General features: G+C 32.9%; 14 protein-coding genes and 1 pseudogene. 12 read left to right on the top strand and 3 right to left on the bottom strand.

The genetic code is table 11. The annotated features are described in order from the left end of the window. The first annotated feature begins 3 nt into the window (after positions 1 to 3). From rfbC to HF864_RS03950, 10 genes are all read left to right on the top strand, one after another. On the top strand, positions 4 to 585 hold the full coding sequence (gene rfbC / locus HF864_RS03995; RefSeq protein WP_006499898.1) for a dTDP-4-dehydrorhamnose 3,5-epimerase: 582 nt from the start codon (positions 4 to 6) through the stop codon (positions 583 to 585). Between the two features lie 11 nt (positions 586 to 596). Next, positions 597 to 1,637: a dTDP-glucose 4,6-dehydratase gene (gene rfbB, locus HF864_RS03990; protein ID WP_169461800.1), complete on the top strand. Its 1,041-nt coding sequence runs from the start codon at positions 597 to 599 to the stop codon at positions 1,635 to 1,637. Between the two features lie 99 nt (positions 1,638 to 1,736). Beyond that, positions 1,737 to 2,963, top strand: a complete 1,227-nt coding sequence (locus HF864_RS03985) for a DUF1972 domain-containing protein (protein ID WP_169461799.1) — start codon at positions 1,737 to 1,739, stop codon at positions 2,961 to 2,963. Then, complete coding sequence (locus HF864_RS03980) at positions 2,950 to 3,891, top strand: capsular polysaccharide synthesis protein (RefSeq protein WP_169461798.1); 942 nt, start codon at positions 2,950 to 2,952, stop codon at positions 3,889 to 3,891. The genes HF864_RS03985 and HF864_RS03980 overlap by 14 nt, the downstream gene beginning before the upstream one ends. A 64-nt stretch (positions 3,892 to 3,955) precedes the next feature. Beyond that, entirely contained in the window at positions 3,956 to 4,978 is a 1,023-nt protein-coding gene (locus tag HF864_RS03975; protein ID WP_169461797.1) for a glycosyltransferase, read from the top strand. A 14-nt stretch (positions 4,979 to 4,992) separates the two neighbouring features. Then, positions 4,993 to 6,135 (top strand): EpsG family protein, encoded by a 1,143-nt coding sequence (locus HF864_RS03970; protein WP_169461796.1) that lies wholly within the window; start codon positions 4,993 to 4,995, stop codon positions 6,133 to 6,135. A 69-nt stretch (positions 6,136 to 6,204) separates the two neighbouring features. Further along, positions 6,205 to 7,287, top strand: a complete 1,083-nt coding sequence (locus tag HF864_RS03965; RefSeq protein WP_169461795.1) for a polysaccharide pyruvyl transferase family protein — start codon at positions 6,205 to 6,207, stop codon at positions 7,285 to 7,287. A gap of 42 nt (positions 7,288 to 7,329) precedes the next feature. After that, positions 7,330 to 8,739 (top strand): oligosaccharide flippase family protein, encoded by a 1,410-nt coding sequence (locus HF864_RS03960; protein WP_169461794.1) that lies wholly within the window; start codon positions 7,330 to 7,332, stop codon positions 8,737 to 8,739. Positions 8,740 to 8,786: 47 nt separating this feature from the next. After that, the gene (locus tag HF864_RS03955; protein ID WP_169461793.1) at positions 8,787 to 9,608 is read left to right on the top strand and encodes a LicD family protein; all 822 of its coding nucleotides are present in this window, start codon (positions 8,787 to 8,789) and stop codon (positions 9,606 to 9,608) included. Between the two features lie 290 nt (positions 9,609 to 9,898). Then, a complete protein-coding gene (locus HF864_RS03950; RefSeq protein WP_169461792.1) occupies positions 9,899 to 11,134 on the top strand; it encodes an N-acetylmuramoyl-L-alanine amidase family protein in 1,236 nt (411 codons plus the stop codon). A gap of 80 nt (positions 11,135 to 11,214) precedes the next feature. Here the strand turns inward: HF864_RS03950 and HF864_RS03945 are convergent. The 3 genes and pseudogenes from HF864_RS03945 to HF864_RS09460 all read right to left on the bottom strand — a co-directional run bounded on the left by HF864_RS03945 (position 11,215) and on the right by HF864_RS09460 (position 12,687). After that, positions 11,215 to 12,086 (bottom strand): annotated as a pseudogene (locus HF864_RS03945) (IS3 family transposase). A gap of 34 nt (positions 12,087 to 12,120) precedes the next feature. Continuing rightward, a complete protein-coding gene (locus tag HF864_RS09465; RefSeq protein ID WP_240936872.1) occupies positions 12,121 to 12,285 on the bottom strand; it encodes a hypothetical protein in 165 nt (54 codons plus the stop codon). A 39-nt stretch (positions 12,286 to 12,324) separates the two neighbouring features. Further along, positions 12,325 to 12,687 carry a hypothetical protein gene (locus tag HF864_RS09460; protein WP_240936871.1) on the bottom strand — a complete coding sequence of 121 codons (363 nt, stop codon included), beginning with the start codon at positions 12,685 to 12,687 and terminating at the stop codon, positions 12,325 to 12,327. 358 nt (positions 12,688 to 13,045) lie between these two features. Between HF864_RS09460 and HF864_RS03935 the strand changes: the two genes are divergently transcribed. Then, positions 13,046 to 14,800: a phosphotransferase gene (locus HF864_RS03935; RefSeq protein ID WP_169461791.1), complete on the top strand. Its 1,755-nt coding sequence runs from the start codon at positions 13,046 to 13,048 to the stop codon at positions 14,798 to 14,800. Next, positions 14,793 to 15,518 carry a phosphocholine cytidylyltransferase family protein gene (locus tag HF864_RS03930; RefSeq protein WP_169461790.1) on the top strand — a complete coding sequence of 242 codons (726 nt, stop codon included), beginning with the start codon at positions 14,793 to 14,795 and terminating at the stop codon, positions 15,516 to 15,518. The genes HF864_RS03935 and HF864_RS03930 overlap by 8 nt, the downstream gene beginning before the upstream one ends. Positions 15,519 to 15,547 lie beyond the last annotated feature (29 nt).

Raw genomic sequence — 15,547 nt, 5'->3', positions numbered from 1 at the left:
ACTATGGGTAAATTAAACGTTCAAACGACAAAACTACAAGACGTTAAGATTATCACACCGGCTGTCTTTGGCGATCATCGTGGCTTCTTTGAGGAAACCTACTCTGATCGTGACTTTAAAGCTGCTGGTATTGATTTTGACTTTGTCCAGGACAACCAGTCGTTGTCCACCCAAGCCGGTGTGTTGCGCGGCTTGCATTTCCAGCGTGGTCAGGCCGCGCAAACGAAACTGATTCGCGTGGTTACCGGCGCGGTTTTGGATGTCATTGTTGATCTGCGGAAGGGTTCACCAACGTACAAGCAGTGGGAAGGCTACATTCTTTCCGCCAGCAACCATCGTCAGCTGTTGGTACCACGCGGTTTTGCTCATGGCTTTCTGACGCTGACTGACAATGTCAACTTTGTCTACAAATGCGACAACTACTATGATGCTGAAGCTGATGGCGGGATCTCGTTTAAGACGCCTGAACTCAACATTGACTGGCCAATTGAATTTGACAAGGCGATTACTTCCGAAAAAGATGCCAAGCAGCCAACCCTGACGGAATTCGAAAAGGACAATCCGTTTGTCTACGGTGAAATCTAGGAGACACAAGTATGACGGAATTTAAGAATATTATCGTAACGGGTGGCTGCGGCTTTATTGGTTCCAACTTCGTTCACTACGTCGTCAATAACCATCCGGAAGTAGAACACATTACGGTATTGGACAAACTGACTTATGCTGGCAATAAGGCCAATCTGGCGGGACTGCCAACCGATCGGGTGGAACTGGTAGTCGGAGACATCTGTGACAAAGAACTGGTTGATCAATTGGTTTCAAAGGCTGATGCCGTGGTTCACTACGCGGCCGAAAGTCATAATGACAATTCACTGCAGAATCCCGATCCATTTATTCAAACCAATATTGTCGGCACTTACACGCTGATTCAAGCTTGCCACAAGTATGATGTCCGTTTCCACCATGTTTCGACTGATGAGGTCTATGGTGATCTGCCATTGCGGGAAGACTTGCCTGGTCACGGTGAAGGTCCGGGTGAAAAATTCACGCCAGATTCACCATATCGTCCATCCAGCCCCTACTCATCCTCCAAGGCCAGCTCTGACTTGCTGGTACGGGCATGGGTTCGTTCATTTGGACTGAAGGCGACGATTTCCAACTGTTCGAATAACTATGGTCCTTACCAACACATTGAAAAGTTCATTCCGCGCCAGATTACCAATATCTTGAGTGGTATTCGGCCAAAGCTTTACGGCTCAGGAAAGAACGTGCGTGACTGGATTCATACCAATGATCATTCACGAGCGGTTTGGACGATTTTGACCAAGGGCAAGATTGGCGAGACTTACTTGATTGGTGCCAATGGCGAAAAGAACAATAAAGAGGTCCTGGAATTGATTCTGGAACTGATGGGTCAGCCTAAAGACGCCTATGATCACGTTAAGGACCGTCCTGGCCATGACTTGCGCTATGCGATTGACGCTACTAAGCTGCGGACCGAGCTGGGATGGGAGCCTAAGTACACGGACTTCCGTGAAGGCTTGAAGGATACGATCAAGTGGTATACCGAACACCATGATTGGTGGGAAGCGGAAAAAGCCGCCGTGGAAGCCAAGTACGCTAAGAATGGTCAATAAAAACAGATAACACATAGATGAATTGAATTTCTCTTATGAAGGTCTCGTTACTGGGGTAGGAGAAATTTTTAATATGAAAAAGGGAATGGATAACGAAGGATGCAAGACGTATTTATTATTGGTGCCAAAGGAATTGGTAACTATGGCGGATATGAGACCTTTTTAAAAAAGCTGATTGAAACTGATCGTAACAATAAGCAGATTAAGTATCACATTGCCTGCAAATATAATGGCCAAGGAGCAATGGACGAAACCAAGCTGCCAAACGCCAAGACGATTGATGATCATCATTTTATCTATTACAATGCCGATTGTTTTAAGGTTGACGTTTCGGAAAAGCTTAAATCAGCTCAAGCAATTTACTATGATATTGCCGCATTTAAAGAATGTATCCGACAAATCAAACTTCAACAAATCAAGCATCCAATTGTTTATGTCTTGGCTTGTCGAATTGGGCCGTTTGTAAATAAATACGTTAAGCAGCTGCATCAGCTTGGGGGACAAGTTTTTGTTAATCCTGATGGTCATGAATGGATGCGGGCTAAATGGTCTAAGCCAGTACGGAAATACTGGAAAGTTTCCGAGGCTGGAATGGTTAAGCATGCTGATCTGCTAATTTGTGACTCAGTTAATATTGAAAAATATATCCAGACTACCTATGCCAAATATCATCCCAAGACTACGTTTATCGCTTATGGAGCTGATGTAACGGCAACCAGCTTAAAAACAGATGATGCTAAAGTGCGAGCTTGGTATCAGCAACATAATGTTCAAGAAAACAACTATTTCTTAGTAGTTGGTCGTTTTGTACCCGAAAACAATTACGCAACCATGATCAAAGAGTTTATGAAGAGTAAGGTTGACAAGGATTTAGTATTGATTACCAATGTTGAACATAACCAATTCTATGATGACCTTAAGGCAGAGACTCATTTTGATCAAGATGCACGAATCAAGTTTGTCGGTACGGTTTATGATGGTGAATTGCTGAAATATATTCGAGAAAATGCATTTGGCTACTTACATGGACATTCAGTTGGCGGTACCAATCCGTCCTTGTTAGAAGCTCTTGGCAGTACAAAGCTGAATTTATTGTATGACGTCGGCTTTAACCGCGAAGTCGCCCAAGATGCAGCATTATATTGGACTAAGGATTCAGGATCATTAAGTGAGTTATTGAATAAGACTCAGCAAATGACACCTGAACAGATTGAATGTTTCGGTAACAAGGCTAAGCAACGAATTAAAGATGCCTATAGTTGGCAATTGATTACTGAAGAATATAATCAAGCATTTTTAGGAAACAGAAATTATGAAATTAAGTGAAACTTTTAAAAAGCAAGGTGGAGTTCATTTAATAAAGCAATATTGGAGAAATGGTGCTTTATTTACTGCGATATGTGAATTTTTTTTATTAGGAAAAAGTAGGACGGCTTTAGAAATTTTACGACTTTCTACGGAATTAAAAACTCAACAAAATCTTAAGAAAAAATATGGCCATTTTTTAGAATATGAAATTTCTAATTTCAAAAAGAAAAAAGAAGAGATGGGTAATAAAGTATGGTTTTGTTGGTATCAAGGAATTGAGAGCGCACCTCCAATAGTTAAAAAGTGCTATGAATCTGCGAAAAGGGCGTATAAAGGAAAAAAAGAAGTAGTATTAATTACAGAAAAAAATTATAAATCATTTATTAAATTTCCTGATTATATTCAGGAAAAAATCGATAATGGTTTAATAACCAAAACTCATTTATCTGACTTAATAAGATTAGAATTACTTATAAATTATGGTGGTATTTGGACAGATGCAACTGTCTATTATAGTGATGAGGTACCCGACTATATTTTGAAGTCTAAGCTATTTTTGTATCAGTGTCTAAAACCAGGGAAAGATGGACATTCAACTGTAATATCAAGTTGGTTTATTTCATCATTTTCAAATAATAAAATATTGATTTTGGTAAGAGACTTGCTTTACAAATATTGGGAAGAAAATACTGATTTAGTAGATTACTTCTTGCTTCATGATTTTTTTCAATTGACTATAGAAGCTTGTCCAGATGAGTGGAAAGCAGTAATTCCTTCAGATAATGCAACACCACATATGTTGTTACTTAGACTTTTTGATGAATATGATCCAGATATTTGGAAGGGTATATTAAGCCAAACGTCTATACATAAGTTGACGTATAAGTTTGATAATAATAAAAGTAAAATAGACAATACCTATTATAAGAAACTTATGAATTCATAAATTTCTTATATATAGTATAGTTTCTCTAAAATATAATGGTTTTGAATCTAACTAAAGGTTTTTTATGAAAGTAAATGTAATAGTTCCAGTATTTAATACTGAGATTAGCAAACTACAGAGATGTTTTGATTCGATTCGTGTGGCTCAAAACAAAAGTATAGCTAATTTAGAAATAGAATGTTTAATAATTGATGATGGGTCAGAAGAGAAATATACTTCTTGGTGTTCTGAATATGTAAAATATCACAATAATTTTAAATTGTATAAAAAGAAAAATGGTGGGGTTAGCAGTGCTAGAAATTATGGTATAGCAAAGGCTGATGGAGATTATATTTGTTTTGTTGACTCTGATGATGTGATTACGGCTAATACGTTTAGGGGGATACCTTTTGACCAAAATTTTGATCTTATAATGACAGATCTAGAATTTGTGGATAGGAATAATAAAGAAGTATGGTCAGTTTTACCAAATGTAAAAGGGAAATTACAAGTAGAGCAAATAGTTTGGAGACTCACGCAAGATGGTAAAGTTAATGGCCCATGTTGTAAATTTATCAAGAATAAATTTTTAAAAGAAAATAGAATAGAATTTAAAACATATATGGTTTTAGGTGAAGATTTATTATTTTTAATGAATATCCTTGAATGTTTGCCTAGAATCTATTACATTCCAAAAGTTACATATATTTACTATATTGATAGTAATACATCAGATAATAGATTAAAGAAAAATCCGGAAATCATTATTAAGAATAATCAATGTATATATAATGAAATGTTTAAATTAATTAACAAAATTTTTAAGGATGGAGAAGGAGAAAAAGTACAACTTAAGGCAACTGAAAGATTCATTAAGCAGTTATTTAATACTGTTGCGGAGGTTAGAATTTTTGGGTTGTTTACAAAAGAAAATAAAAAGTTAATCGAAAATAGTATCGATAATATAAAAAACAAAAAAAGTGTGTATAAGTTTAGTGATCTTAAAACAAAAATTAGATTAAAGATTCTCGATAATGAAGATTGGAGAATTCTAGATACTATAGGTCACATACGTATTATGTATTTAAAAACTAAACGTTTATTATAAATAAGGTTTGAATTATGTATGTATATTTAATTGCTTTTATAGTATCTACCATATTATTTAAATGTGGAGATTTTTTTAAAGAAAAAAATCGATGGATAGTTGATGCATTAGGGATTTTATTGCTATGTATGGTAGCAGGCTTTAGAGGAATTAGCGTTGGTACAGATGTAAGTGTCTATTTACGTCCATCAATAGATGCAGCGATGTATGCTAATAACTTTGTGGAATACTGGCATGCTTCTTGGATGCCTCCCAATGGGTATCGTCTTATGGAGATATCCCAATTTGAATTTGGATATACACTTCTTATTTGGATCGTTACTAAAGTATTTCATAGCATTGTAATGACTCAGCTTGTTGTTGAATTATTTATTATATATCCAATTTATTTCGTATTGAGAAGATTGAAAAAAGCTTCTGTATGGATTGGAATGTTGACATTTGAGTTAATGTTTTTCAATGCATCTTTAAATATGATACGTCAATCAATGGCTGTATCTGTAGGTTTGGTTGCGGTATTTTATTGGTTTAATAATGACAAAATTAAATTCTTATTTTTAACAGTATTAGCGTTCTTTTTTCATAAATCAGCAGTTATCCTATTTATAGTGGTAGGATTATATGAATTTTTATACTCTAAAAAAAGGCTAAGAAATTTAAAATTAGAAGGAAGTAGTTATAGATTAATAATTTTTAGTGTAATTGGTACATTAGTTGTATTTAGCTCACAATATTTAACTTACCTGCTTAAATTTATAGGCCTAGGTCAATATGCTAATTATATGAGTAAGGCTTCTTTCTTACCTAATCAAATTTTGTATTATTTACCTGGATTGCTTGTATTAATAATAAACTGGAGAGTATATAAGCAATATATAGATAATTATAAATTTTATATACTTATGATTATTTGTGCCATTTTAGCAAGTCAGTTTTATACAGAATCTACAGTGCTATCAGCTAATCAATATGGAGGAAGAATAGCATTATATTTCTCAATGTTTCAAATACTGGCTTATGCGCAAGCATTTAAAAAAATAAGGTATAAATATAGTTTGTTACTTATGCTTATTATTTATATGTCATTTTATTGGTGGTATCATTATGCCTTCCTTGGAATAGATATGACAGTACCATATACTTTTATTAATTATTAATAAAAATGCATAATTTTAGTGAAGTTTTTAAAAGTATAGTTGATATATCGAGTATAGTAGAGGATTACCATGACAAAAAAAGTTTTTGTGAATTTTTATGCTGCTAAAAATTTTGGCGATGATGCTTTTGTCTGTTTATTAGCTCAGAGGTATCGCAATGTAAATTTTATAATAGCAGGTCAGATAAACAAATTAAAAGCTTTTAAAAATAATCAGAATATCAAAATTCATTCAATAAGTATTTTTCAAAGAATTCTAATTAAATTAGATGATAAATTATTGAATAATGGAGATTTTCTATATAAGCAGATGGTAAGAAAAGTTAACTATATTGTAACAATTGGCGGATCAATATTTATTGAGCCTGATCATAAACATATAAAAAAGTATCTTACCATGAAAAAAAATTTATTTGTTCCTGATAAAAGAAATTTAATTTTAGGTGCAAATTTTGGCCCTTATCAAGATGATTTCTTTTATGATTTTTTTAAAAAAGAATTTAAAAAATATGATTATATCTCTTTTAGAGATCACGAATCTTACAACCTTTTTTGTGAGCTAAATAATGTCCACTATGCTCCAGATATTTTATTTGGCATTAAAAAACTAGATGTTGAAGGAATTGAAGAACCGAAAAAAGGTTATGTTATTTTGCAAGTTATTGAAAAGACCCAAAACATGGATGAATATATAGCTAAAAATTTAGAAGTAATAAAATATTATAATTCTAAAGATTTAGAAGTTATTTTAATGTCACTATGTGAAAACGAAGGTGATTTAAACATTGCAGAAAAAATAGCTAAAAATAGTAAATCAAAAATAAAAATTATTAATTATGATGGGAACATTGCTGAGATTTTAACTTATATAAAGAATGCTGATTATTTAATAGGAGCAAGGTTTCATTCTATCGTTATGTCTCTAGTATATGGTGTTCCTTGCTTACCCATTAGCTATAGTAATAAGACTGATAATTTGTTAAAAGATATTAATTTTGAAGGGTTAAAGGTTAAAATTAATGATTTTGCTAGGCTTACAATAGAAGAAATTGATAGAAATAGAGTTAATAAATATGTTGTTAACGTAGAAAAGCAGGTAAAAAATTCTGAAAAGCATTTTATGTATTTGGATAAATTATTATTAGGAGAATAATTTATCCAAAAAAATTTGATTTTGAATGATTAGGAGCAATGAATGGAAAAAAAATATAGGAAGTTAATGGGGAATTCCCTTATTTTTGCTATAGGAAATTTTGGCAGTAAAATAATGTCATTTGTTATGGTGCCTGTGTATTCCTATACGCTAAGTACTAATGATTTTGGTAAGGTAGATATGTTAACAACCTTGACATCGTTAATACTTCCCATTGCGTGTTTAGAAATATATGATTCTGTCTTTAGATTTGCACTAGATAAAAATGAAAATAAAAGTGAAATTTTCAGCACTGGGTTGATTATGTCGATTATATCTAGTTGTTTATTTTTCCTTATAGGCTTTATATTATCTTTTTTTATCAAAGGCTATCCTATCATGTACACTACTATTTACATGATAGTTTCATTACTTTTTTCATTGATTTCAAACTTTTCAAGAGCAATAGGCGAAGTTCGATCGTTTGCCATTGCTGGTATTATAAATACTTTTGTTATGGGGATATGCAATGTTATACTGCTAATTTTTGTAAAACTTGGTATGACGGGGTATATGTTGTCGCTAATTTTAGGTCAGGTAGCGGCTATTTTGTTCATTACGTATAGTATAGATATAATAAAATTTTTTAAGGTGAGTTTATTTAGTAAAAACAAACTTAAAGAAATGATGAGATACGGAATACCATTAACGCCTAATAATTTAGCTTGGTGGCTTAATTCAGCTTCCGATAGAGTCTTTATTTTAGGGATGTTGGGATCTGGTGCTAATGGTATATACGCAATGGCTGGAAAAGTTCCAGGTATTATAACTACAGTTAACACAGTTTTTTTTCAATCATGGCAAATGTCAGTTGTTGAAGAATATGAAAAAAAAGATGGAAAAAAATTTATCAGTACAGTTTTTGAATCGTATATAAGTATATTATTTTTTGCAGGGATTGGAATATTATCCATTATTAAACCCTTATATAAAATAATTTTGAGTTCTAGTTACTTTGTCGGGTGGAAACTCACACCATTGCTTGTTCTAGCGGTTATATATACTAGTATCGCATCATTTTTGGGAACTATTTATACAGCAAGTAAAAGGACTGTATCTATATTAGTTACGACAATTATTGGTGCAATTATTAATGTCATATTAACAATTATTTTAATTAAATTGCTTGGTTCCAATGGTGCAGCTCTTGCTAATGCATTATCTTTTTTTGTAGTATCTTTTTTAAGATTTAGGGAAATAAAGAAAATGGGGAAGATTTCCTTAAATGTAATAAAATTTGTATTATTACATATTTTGTTTTTCATAACGTATCTAACTTTGTTTATTTTTAAAGATGATATATTGGTATTTTTAATTGCAATGTCTATATTATTCATTCAAATGATTATTGATAGTAATTTGAGGCATATGATTGTAAATACAGGTAAAAAGTTGGTTAATAAATTTTTTTGAAAAAAGTCGACTACTGATTATTAAAGTAAAGGAAATAAGATAAAGCAATGGAAGAATTGAATGTTAAAGAAACACAAAAGATCTCTTTAGAATTATTACATACTATTGCAGATATATGTGAAATGAAGGGCCTACGATACTATCTAATGTATGGTACTTTAATAGGTGCTATTAGACATAAAGGGTACATTCCTTGGGATGATGATACAGATATAATGATGCCAAGGCCAGACTATGATGCTTTATTGGAATATTTGTATGAAAATATAAACAAATATCCAAACTTAGAAGTGTTTAATCATGATACAAATAAAGATTATCCTTATATGATTACGAGGATTAGTGATAATAGGTATGTTACATATTCACAGAATGAAGCATCGTACGGATTAGGTGTATTTATAGATATATATCCTTTTGACGGTTTAGGAAATAATAAAAAGGAGGCATTGAAATATGGACTAAAGGGCGATCGATTGTCCTCAATTTGTTATCAAGCTACTCGTAAGTATTTTACTTTAGGTACTACAACTAAACCAATAAGAAAAATTATAAAGTATCCTTTTTTTATTTTTTCAAAACTTATTGGAAAAGACAAAATTCAAGATAAACTTGAGAGCCTAACACGAAAAAAACAGTATGACTACAGTAAATATGTTGGCTGTATCGTGTGGCTTTCAGGGGGGATAAAGGATATTTTTGAAAGAAAATGGTTTGATAATTATATAATTGTACCATTTGAAAACTATAATTTTAGAGTGCCTAAGAATTATGATGCTGTTTTAAGACATGTATATGGAGACTATATGCTTTTACCTCAGGAAAAAGATAGAGTTGGTCATCATAATTATAATGCTTATAAAAAATAGGTATTATTTTAGTGAAGTAAAAAGTATTCTTGCAAATAGCAAAACTATGAGAACATATTGTGTTTTTTTCTTGTATAACGATGTATTAGTACCCTATAGAAATAAGCAACACTGCAGTTGATTAATCATCTTTGGCATAGGTAAAAGTTTACATTCGTATCTTTACTTAGTATAAGGTGCGATATAAATTATAATGAAAGCTGTCAAACTTTTAAAAACGTAGTATATGGGAAATATCTGAAGTTATTGTCTATTAAGGAAGATATAGTTCATAGGGGAGTGATTGAATAATGAAAAAATATTTTCTTGTTTTAAGTAGTATTATATTGCTTTTCTTCGGAATGCAAGTGGAAGCTTATGCCGATAATACATTAACTTCTAATCCAAATGTTGGTGAAAGTGATACATTATCAGATACGAATAAAAGTAATTCAAATAGCATTGTCGTGGCAAATAGTGATGATAAAAATTCAGTTGGCAATTTGAATCGTAGTAGTTCAGAGAATAAAGATAGTCAAGATGATATGAATTCTGATTCAAAACAAAATCTTGAAAATGATGAAAAGGCATCAGTTAACAATTTGGAAAATAATAATACTCAAAATAAAATGGACTCTGGTCGAGGCAACATTAGTAATGAAGATGTGTCGTTTACTACATTGTCTGCTTCAAATGCAAATAATCATTATTCTCTCTATATCGATTCTGATGGAGAACAACATTTTCTTAACAATGGTAGTTATGTACGAAGTTCTTGGATACATAAAAATAACGAATGGTACTATGCCAAGATGAATGGAAACTTAGCGCAGAATGAATGGTGCAGTATAAACGGGCAATGGTATTATTTTAACTATTATGGAGAAATGGCTGTTGCAGGATTCGAAACGGATTCGAATAGCAATAGATACTATTTTGATCAAAATGGGCATTATCTAAGAAGCAAATGGGTTAAGCATCAAGACGTGTGGTACTATGCTCAGTCAAATGGAGTAATTGCAAGCAACAAGTGGAGTTTCATCGGTGGCCAATGGTATTATTTTAACTATTATGGAGAAATGGCTGCAGCAAGATTTGAAACTGATTTAAATGGCAATAGATACTATTTTGATCAAAATGGAAAATATCTAAGAAATAAATGGGTTAAGTATCAAGGTAATTGGTACTACGCTCAGTCGAATGGAGTGATTGCAAGTAATAAATGGTGTCTCATCGGTGGCCAATGGTACTACTTTGACTATGGTGGGGAAATGGCTGCAGCAAGATTTGAAACCGATTCAAATGGCAATAGATACTATTTTGATCAAAATGGGCTTTATTTAAGAAGCAAATGGGTTAAGCATCAAGGCGAATGGTACTATGCTCAGTCAAATGGAGTAATTGCAAGCAATAAGTGGTGTCTCATTAATGGTCAATGGTACTACTTTGACTATAGTGGGGAAATGGCTGCAAACGGTGTTTATAAAGACAATAACGGAAAAGATTACTATTTCTATGCTAATGGCTCATATAAAGCCATTGGATAATTAAATGGTCTTTGTCAAATCGTGTTGGTGAGGGGTACTGTAACCTGTCAAGGTAACACTTAAAAAAATAAAAAATTAGTCTATACGGCCTCATTGCGGAAGTCCTCCGCGGTGAGGTTGTTTCGTGTACTGGAAATCTCGACTGTGTTGAAGTATTCGACACCTTGCTTAACCAGAGCTTCCAGTTCTACCAAAGTTTGCGGATGTGAATGATGCGCCATCCAGATGTACTTAAAATCGCCCCAATAGTGCTCAATCACTGCGTTATCTGCGGGAGTGCCGGGCGCAGAGAGACTGTGCCTACTATTCTGGTTAAGTAGTTGTTAAAGTCTTTTGAAGCATAGGCAGCGCCACGATCGGTATGAATCATTGGTGCGAACGTCCCAGCCTGCTTGGCGGCACGTTTAAAGACTTCCATTGCGGTTTCTGCTGTCTCAGTTGGCGAAATATGATAACTGAGCGCATAACGATCATACAAGTCCAAAACTACGTATAAGCGAACCTTGTTGTTGCGACCATAGGTTAGTTCTGTCGTATCGGACACCCAAACCAGATTCGGCGCTACCTGAATAAATTTCCGTTCCAATAAGTTATCCTCTTGATACTGTTGTTGTTCCTGCTTGCGGTTGCGCTTTTTCTGACGGACATCGGCTTTAATGCTGTGCTTCCGCATGATTCGGCGCACACGCTTAATATTGATACGAAAGTCAAACGAAAAGGTGTATTCTGGAATTTCTTGATTTTTCCCGTTCTCATTGTTCAAAATCGCGGTTACTTTTTTATAACCAGCACAGTTCTGATGACGTTTTTCAATCTGATAGATTGCTTCCAAAATTGCCTGGTTCTCAATTTCTCTTTGTGTTGGCTGTCTTTTGAGCCACTGATAGTATGATTTGCGTGAAACCTTGGCAATTTTAGTCAGTTCGCTAACGGGACTTGCGGTTTCGTTGATTAATTCTTGAACCGCTTGATATCGTCCGGTCGCTTCACCCCCGATTGCGTATTTCGACTAATTTTTTTACAAATGCGATCTCAAGCTCCATTTCTCGATTGATTTTCTTTAGTCTTTTAATTTCAGCTTCAAGTCGCTCTTTTTCAGTCATCTCTTCTAAAGTTTTTTGAGGCTTGCGATGCCCGCGATTATCTTTCAAGGCTTCCCAACTGTCAGCTGCCTCATGGTATTTGCGAACCTATGAGTAGACACGCTGATAGCTTACATTAAACTGAATTGTTGCTTCTTGGTAGTCATTGTCATGATCCAAGACCCACTGTACGATTTTGCATTTCTCTTCAAAACTAACTTTTCGACCCATTTTTCTGACTCGCTTTCTTGACTTAGTCTTTAGTTCATCATTATTGTACTGGACCGACCACTGTTTTAGTTGAGAGAGGCTACGAATATCATACTTTTCAATGATTTTTTCACCTGGGAAACCGGCTTGATACTCTTTGACGGTTTCAATCTTGGTATTTAGTGAATAGCGATGATTGAATGAACGATGGCGAACTCTCGCCAAACCATGCAAGAGAAACTGTCGAATCCATATTGTCATCGCATTCATGATTAACATGATGCATATTGGCATATACTTTGAGGCCGGATTCTGTCTTTTGATAGCCATAAAGCAACTCTAGTCTATTCATTGTCGAATAACTTGAAATAAAAAAACCTTTAAGGAATAACACTTTTATTATTTCAAGTGTCACTCTTAAGGGAATTATAGACATAACGTCACCTCTATTTTTTTAAGTGAGTATACAAAAAATGCACGAAAATGTACAATTTGAGATTGCTTAAGTATAGAAGGTCAGTTTGGTTGTTAAAATATGTGTTACTAGGGTGTGCTTATACTTTACAAATAATTATGAAGGGTCTATTATATGTTCATAAAATCAGTAAAGGTTGATAAAATGAACGCAAGAGAAAATTTGATCCTTCGATGTTTAGCAAACAATAATAATGGAAAGATGACCCAGCGAAAGTTAGCTCAAGCTACGTCTTTTTCATTAGGAACAGTAAATAAAAGTTTAAGTATTCTGGAAAAAATTGGGTATTTAAAAAAAGATCTTACCTTAAATTTTGAGAAAGCACTTTTTCAAAAACCAAAACGAGCTATAATTCTGGCTGCCGGTTATGGAATGCGCATGGTACCTTTGAATGTAGAATTTCCTAAGGGACTGATTGAAGTTAAAGGAGAGTTTTTAATTGAGAGGTTAATTAACCAACTTCATGAAGTAGGAATAAAAGATATAACAATTGTAGTTGGCTTTATGAAGGAGAGATACGAATATCTTATTGACAAATATGGGGTGAAAATGATTGTTAACAATCATTATTCTGATATGAATAATCTCTATTCGCTCTCATTGGCTTGTAGAAATAGTGGGCTTTCAAATACATATGTTATTCCTTGCGATATATACGCTAAACTTAATCCCTTTAGTAAATATGAACTTGAATCTTGGTATATGGTTAGCAAGGAAAAAGTTTATAACACAAATATAACTTTAAATAAAAAGCTTCAATTAAAGAAAGTCAAGAAGGGAAATCTTGGAAACAGAATGATAGGGATTGCCTATCTAAATGAACAAGATGGGAATGTTTTAACAACTAGGCTCAGAAACTATGTCGGACACCCCAAAAACAATGATGAGTATTGGGAAATGATTCTTGAAAACAGTGAAGGATATATTGTTAATGGATTGGTGGTTTCTCCTAATTTAATAACTGAAATCAATACATATGAAGAATTACGTGAATTGGATGAAAATTCTAATCAATTAGATAACCAAATCATAAAACTTATTTCATCTGTTTTATGTGTAGATAATAAAGAGATTGGTCAGATTAAACTCTTAAAAAAAGGAATGACTAATCGTTCTTTTAAATTTACTTGTCAAAATAAACGCTATATTATGCGAATTCCAGGTGAAGGAACCGGTGAACTGATCAGTAGAAAAAAAGAATCCAAAGTTTACCATCTTTTGTCTCAACATAATATTGGTGAAAAAGTCTTATATATTAATGCAGATAACGGTTATAAGCTTAGTGAATTTATTGAAGGTGCAAGAACCTGTAACAGTGATAGCCAAGAAGATTTGACTAAGTGCATGGATTATTTACGCAAATTTCATCATTTAGGTTTAAAAGTTAACTTTACTTTTGACTTGTTTGAAAAAATTAATTTCTACGAAGGCTTGAGGAAAGGAACGTCTAATTATCGTGATTACCTACTAATCAAAGCCAGAATTCTGAAATTAAAAGAGTATATTGAAAGTTTAGATAAGCAATTTGTGCTCTGCCATATAGATGCTAATGCTGATAATTTCTTATTAAAGAAAGATGGTGATATTGTACTTATTGATTGGGAATATGCTGCAATGCAAGATCCTGATGTTGATATTGCTATGTTTGCTATCTATTCAATGTATGAACGTGATCAATTAGATAATTTGATTGATACCTACTATAAAGGTAATTGTCCTGATGACACACGCCTAAAGATATATGCATATGTTGCAATTTGTGGACTTTTATGGAGCAATTGGTGTGAGTATAAAAATACTTTAGGGGTAGATTTTGGTGAATACTCTTTTATGCAGTATAGATATGCTAAAGAATATAGTAAACTTGTATTAGATGTTTTGGAGAAGAAAAATGCATAAAGTAAAAAAAGCTATTATTATGGCAGCGGGTTTCGGAAGTCGTTTACAACCTTTAACATTAACTACACCGAAACCACTTATTAAAGTTAATGGAGTAAGAATGATTGAGTCAGTAATTACTGGATTAGAAGTTAACGGAATTACTGAAATATACATAGTTGTTGGTTACCTTAAAGAAAAATTTCTTTTTTTAAAAGAAAAATATTCCAATATTACATTAATTGAAAATCCTTATTATGATACGGCAAATAATATATCATCTCTTTATGTTGCTAGAGATGTTTTAAATGATGACTTGATAATTCTTGATGGAGATCAAATTATTGAGAATCAAGAAATTTTACAAAGAAGTTTCCGTCAATCAGGATACTTATGTAGTTATACTAAGAAAACAGATGAATGGTTATTAACCTTAGACAATGATAATCAAGTAATAAGCTGTAAAAGAAATGGTGGATTTGCTGGTTGGCGATTGTATTCTATTTCTTATTGGACAAAAAATGATGCTTTGAGGCTTAGAACTCAATTAATAGAGGAGTTTATTCAAAATAAGATAACTGATGTTTATTGGGACGACATTGCGATGTTTTTACATCCCAAAGACTATAACCTGTGTGGAATTAAAATTAAGGAAACAGATTTAAAAGAAATTGATACATATTTAGAATTAACCAAAGAAGATAATCATTATGAAATGAAAGTTTCAGAATATGAGTAATGATTGTTTTAATTTTTTGAGGTGAAGAT

Origin of the sequence: Lactobacillus sp. MRS-253-APC-2B (assembly GCF_012843675.1) — a bacterium.
GTDB lineage: Bacteria > Bacillota > Bacilli > Lactobacillales > Lactobacillaceae > Limosilactobacillus > Limosilactobacillus pulli.
This window is presented reverse-complemented; position numbering and strand designations above follow the sequence as displayed.

Coding starts and splice junctions, on each gene's coding strand:
- rfbC (WP_006499898.1), top strand. CDS start 4: ATGGGTAAATTAAACGTTCAAACGACAAAACTACAAGACGTTAAGATT.
- rfbB (WP_169461800.1), top strand. CDS start 597: ATGACGGAATTTAAGAATATTATCGTAACGGGTGGCTGCGGCTTTATT.
- HF864_RS03985 (WP_169461799.1), top strand. CDS start 1,737: ATGCAAGACGTATTTATTATTGGTGCCAAAGGAATTGGTAACTATGGC.
- HF864_RS03980 (WP_169461798.1), top strand. CDS start 2,950: ATGAAATTAAGTGAAACTTTTAAAAAGCAAGGTGGAGTTCATTTAATA.
- HF864_RS03975 (WP_169461797.1), top strand. CDS start 3,956: ATGAAAGTAAATGTAATAGTTCCAGTATTTAATACTGAGATTAGCAAA.
- HF864_RS03970 (WP_169461796.1), top strand. CDS start 4,993: ATGTATGTATATTTAATTGCTTTTATAGTATCTACCATATTATTTAAA.
- HF864_RS03965 (WP_169461795.1), top strand. CDS start 6,205: ATGACAAAAAAAGTTTTTGTGAATTTTTATGCTGCTAAAAATTTTGGC.
- HF864_RS03960 (WP_169461794.1), top strand. CDS start 7,330: ATGGAAAAAAAATATAGGAAGTTAATGGGGAATTCCCTTATTTTTGCT.
- HF864_RS03955 (WP_169461793.1), top strand. CDS start 8,787: ATGGAAGAATTGAATGTTAAAGAAACACAAAAGATCTCTTTAGAATTA.
- HF864_RS03950 (WP_169461792.1), top strand. CDS start 9,899: ATGAAAAAATATTTTCTTGTTTTAAGTAGTATTATATTGCTTTTCTTC.
- HF864_RS09460 (WP_240936871.1), bottom strand. CDS start 12,687: ATGACAATATGGATTCGACAGTTTCTCTTGCATGGTTTGGCGAGAGTT.
- HF864_RS03935 (WP_169461791.1), top strand. CDS start 13,046: ATGAACGCAAGAGAAAATTTGATCCTTCGATGTTTAGCAAACAATAAT.
- HF864_RS03930 (WP_169461790.1), top strand. CDS start 14,793: ATGCATAAAGTAAAAAAAGCTATTATTATGGCAGCGGGTTTCGGAAGT.